Origin of the sequence: Arthrobacter sp. NPDC057388 (assembly GCF_042668165.1) — a bacterium.
Lineage (GTDB): Bacteria > Actinomycetota > Actinomycetes > Actinomycetales > Micrococcaceae > Arthrobacter.
The window spans coordinates 1-3,830 of record NZ_JBHVBL010000093.1; the positions used below are offsets into that span (position 1 = coordinate 1).

Here is a 3,830-nt window from a genome sequence, read left to right on the forward strand (position 1 = left end):
GTCAGGCGTCATATTCTGTGCCATCTTTGACAGGAGTTTGCCGCCATAAAAGTCATCAATAATAATCCATATGGCTGTGAGCGCCAGCGTGAAAAACAAAAGACCTTTTTCCATGTGTTATCCCTTCTTTTTGCGGCGGATAAAGAAGAACCAAAACACGATGATAATAACGGTGAGAACAAGAATTTTAGTCATTGCTTGACGCACCCCCGATTTTTGAAATAACCATTTTCAGATCGGTTAGAATTTCCCGTGTCTGTTCGTTATCCTTTGATTGTTTGAACATGAACCACGCGAGCATTACGCCCATGGCTCCGTTATTTAATAGGATTGAATAGATTTGCTCCACAAGTCACACCCCCTACACCCTTGCCGAGAATAGGAATACGACAAGGAACACAATGCCGAACCCCAGCAAGATTTGTTTTGATGTAATAGGGTCTTGCTTTACGTCATGCTCTTTTGCTGTGTCCTCATCATCGACAAGAGACATTTGATCTTCAGCTTCGGGAACTGTAGACGTTCGGGTACTCATAAACCCCATGTTTGGATATAAGTCTGCGGCATGGTAGAACATTTCACCTAGACCCATTTGTGATGGTGCGTTCATATAAATCCTCCTTCGTAGTAGTCAAATAAGAAAAGGAGGGAAAAGCCCTCCCGCGTGTATTAATGCAAGCGTGAAAGCTTTTCAGCAACGATTTTCACGCGCCCGCCTTTTTGAGTATTGAAGCGAATCCAAAACTCTGTAAGACGTTCGGTGTCAATATAGTCACGAGAGCCGCCGAGGTTTGGCAAGCCTTGGTTAGAGAAGTCAAACACATAAACCCCATCCGGTAAGACATAACCCAAGTCCGAATGATTTCGGGCTGCAAGTGCTGACGGCTTAATGCTGTAAGGGATGTCGGCTTGGTTAAATACCAATTCCAAGTTGCCCGCAAAGTCGCTGTCCTTCAGCGGGTTGCCTGACTCATCCGTAAAGTAAAACATGAGTTTACGGTAGATCGTCCCTGTCTGAAGCTTCACGATATTTTGACCGTTCCCGGTGAACTGTTCGCCTTTTTCGTTTACAAGCTTCAGGACAGAAATATCCGGCATAGCTTGTGGTACAGAAGGGACGGAGAACGTTTCAATTGTCGGCGTGATTTTCAATTGCTTCAGTGTAACGGTGTCTCCAGTAGCCAACTGATACGCGTCTTGCGCGCGTGCTGTATCAATCTGAAGGGAAACGGTTGTCTCCTCGTTTTGTAGCAAGATAAGACCGACCGGGTCACGTTGGTTTAAAGTTAATGGCAGCGCGACTTGGAATTTAATACGCGCGTCTTTACCTGACGTGCTCGCGGCTGTTTCAATGTAAGATAACGCCCGCGGACTTGATGCAGGTAATAGAACGTCTGGATTCAATCGGTTTAAGCTGTATAGGTGAAGGGCTTCGCCTGACACAACAAAAGGACGGAATCCACTGTTTAATTCCAGTGCAATATTTCTGATAATCTGGTATGGTGAAAATGGTTTAGTTGGAATTGCCGCGTTCTGCGATTTGAGAGAGACAGTCGCGTCAAATTCAACTAAAATTTGTGATAGCAGGCGTACTTTCGGTAGGTTGAATGATACCGTTTGTGCGTCCTCTGTCACTGTCTGTGTACCCATCATCTGCCATGTTTGGCGGGTAGCCTGCGAGAATAGTTGAGCCTTTGCCTGTGCTGATAGTTGCTGTTGAGTTGCCATAAATTAAAATTCCTCCTTAGACTTCTGCCGCGATTGTAGATACAACCGGGATATGATATTTTGCTGAAGCTTTCTTAATAATCCACATGAAAACCATCGTGATAAATACAGTAATGAACGTATGAACTAACCATTTAACCTTCATGCTTTTTTCCTCCTTATACTGCGTTTACTAATTGCGTCACACCGTTAACCGGATGCTTCGTGACAATAACCTTTGTTACGACAATGACCATCATTGTGAATAGCGCAATGACAATCATGTTCTTCAGCCCGACACCTGCAAATTTTCGTGTCTCCAAGTCATCACCTCCTTTAAAGCTTCAATTTTGCTAGTACCGGGTTTTGCATACCCACTTTCCAATACCAAAAATTGTGCCCGCCGGGTTGCTCCATAAATTGCGGCATCCCTGTTGCTTTCACAATCTTTTTACGGTCATCCGGGTTTTGCATGGTGAAAATGAAATAGTGTGAACTGTTGGCCATAGCAATGACCGGAATGTCTGTTGGGCGCTGGGTACAAGCCCAAACGACTGCTTCTTTCGAACGCCCGCGCGTGTATAAGGCTTTCAATTCTTTCGGGTAGTTATGGGCGCTTGGCGCGACTTCCATTAATTCGTCTATCCATAGAATCGTATTTTCACGCTTGTACACCCAGCTCATGAGCGCGTTGTAATATTCCGGCTCTAATTCTTCAGCGACCGGGCAATAGATAATTTTCGGCGTCTCGACCTCGGACACGTCTTCCAATCGGTGAACCACAGTAAAGTCCTTACCTTCCTGCAAGCCATGCCACAATTCCTGCCGTTTCTTGCGGCGCTCGTGTACTTCGCCTTTCGTATCAAGCTTTACCACATGGTCTTTCCCAGCGAGATATACCTCAGCGACAACCGATTTACCTGTACCGGTTTGACCACAGATAAAAACGTGTTCGTCATCGCCAATTGTCATTCGCATGTTTTCCACTTCCTTTCGTGCTGTAAGCTTTCACAACACGCTTCACGCCTTTACCTCTTTTCATAGCAGCCATGATGGACGGTTTCGGGATTTTGTCGTAAGGGATTTTCTCCACAACTAAAAATTCCTCGCCCTGTTCGATAATGTCCAAGTGTTCAAACCAATAACGGCTGTATTCATGCATGGGGATGTTGTAATAGAAGTCACCTTGCTTCAGCGTCACCATACCGGACATAGTCGATCATCCCCTCTAAATGGTTGAGGAATTTTAAGACATCAATATCCTCCGAAAGGGATGAGTTGATGTAAGGAGCCGCCAAATTGCTTACTAGTGGGTTCCCCAGATCGTTCAGCAGGCTTTTGATTAGTTCTTTCAGGCGCGCTTTCATTTCCTCGTTGTTCTGTTGGTTGTTTTGGTAGTTCTCGTTTTGGCAAGACATTTTTCTGTACCTCTTTCTTTTTAGGTTGTTTGGATTTCCACATAATGAATTTAGGTATAAAGATCGTAAAGCACGCAATGAGTAACGCTATATGGTCTGCATACTCACTGGCGACACCCGCCACGCCTTCAGACTTCGCCATGATGTTTGCGAGTGGCGTACATATCTGTTCGGCTTCATCGGCGGTTAATGCAAAGTCTTCCATCCCAGGTCGTGCTGCCACGATCGCGCTTGTCGTCAGTAACAGCATTTTCAGCTGGGATGAATCAACATTGCCCGCCGTCTTTTTCTTGGCTGCGCTTTTCTTTTTCGTGCCAGTACCAGGAGGGCGACCGCGTTTCTTTTTCGGCTGTTCCTCCTGGTCACTTCCCGGCACATCTACCATAACCACCCGAGGAGCGTTTTCGCTTTGCTTGGTGCTGGCTGTTCCTCTTCCTCCGGTTCCTCCACTTTTGGCGGTTCCGGTACTGGAATTTCCTGTGCTTGTCCCTGCGGCTGTTCCTTTGTTCCCATCAGGTTTTGGATGTCCTGTAGCAGATTCTTTGCCCATTTTGGCGCGTCCTCCTGTTCCTCTTTTTTCGGTGTTTCTTCAGCAGACGATTTTTCTTCTTTTTCTTCTAGTTCTTTTGGCATAGAAAATAAATCCTCCTTTTGTCCTATTTCTGTTCGATAAATTAAATAATATAGGAACATGTGTTCGATTTC

Annotated in this window: 6 protein-coding genes; all 6 read right to left on the bottom strand. The window is 45.5% G+C overall.

Features of this window, described 5'->3' with window-relative positions:
- Positions 1–361: 361 nt before the first annotated feature.
- A complete protein-coding gene (locus ACFUTU_RS21195; RefSeq protein ID WP_080467411.1) occupies positions 362–610 on the bottom strand; it encodes a hypothetical protein in 249 nt (82 codons plus the stop codon).
- A 59-nt stretch (positions 611–669) separates the two neighbouring features.
- Positions 670–1,728: a hypothetical protein gene (locus ACFUTU_RS21200; protein WP_376642743.1), complete on the bottom strand. Its 1,059-nt coding sequence runs from the start codon at positions 1,726–1,728 to the stop codon at positions 670–672.
- Between the two features lie 315 nt (positions 1,729–2,043).
- The gene (locus ACFUTU_RS21205; protein WP_376642745.1) at positions 2,044–2,685 is read right to left on the bottom strand and encodes a hypothetical protein; all 642 of its coding nucleotides are present in this window, start codon (positions 2,683–2,685) and stop codon (positions 2,044–2,046) included.
- Positions 2,663–2,920: a hypothetical protein gene (locus ACFUTU_RS21210; protein ID WP_213398973.1), complete on the bottom strand. Its 258-nt coding sequence runs from the start codon at positions 2,918–2,920 to the stop codon at positions 2,663–2,665. Before ACFUTU_RS21210 ends, ACFUTU_RS21205 begins: the two co-directional genes overlap by 23 nt.
- A gap of 41 nt (positions 2,921–2,961) precedes the next feature.
- Entirely contained in the window at positions 2,962–3,516 is a 555-nt protein-coding gene (locus ACFUTU_RS21215; protein ID WP_376642749.1) for a hypothetical protein, read from the bottom strand.
- Positions 3,504–3,830 (bottom strand): hypothetical protein (locus ACFUTU_RS21220; protein WP_377967916.1); only part of this gene is annotated, 327 nt, incomplete at its 5' end. The genes ACFUTU_RS21215 and ACFUTU_RS21220, both read right to left, overlap by 13 nt.

What these genes read in the sequence shown, in the direction of transcription:
- ACFUTU_RS21205 (WP_376642745.1), bottom strand. Translation starts at nt 2,685, where the DNA reads ATGCGAATGACAATTGGCGATGACGAACACGTTTTTATCTGTGGTCAA.
- ACFUTU_RS21210 (WP_213398973.1), bottom strand. Translation starts at nt 2,920, where the DNA reads ATGTCCGGTATGGTGACGCTGAAGCAAGGTGACTTCTATTACAACATC.
- ACFUTU_RS21195 (WP_080467411.1), bottom strand. Translation starts at nt 610, where the DNA reads ATGAACGCACCATCACAAATGGGTCTAGGTGAAATGTTCTACCATGCC.
- ACFUTU_RS21200 (WP_376642743.1), bottom strand. Translation starts at nt 1,728, where the DNA reads ATGGCAACTCAACAGCAACTATCAGCACAGGCAAAGGCTCAACTATTC.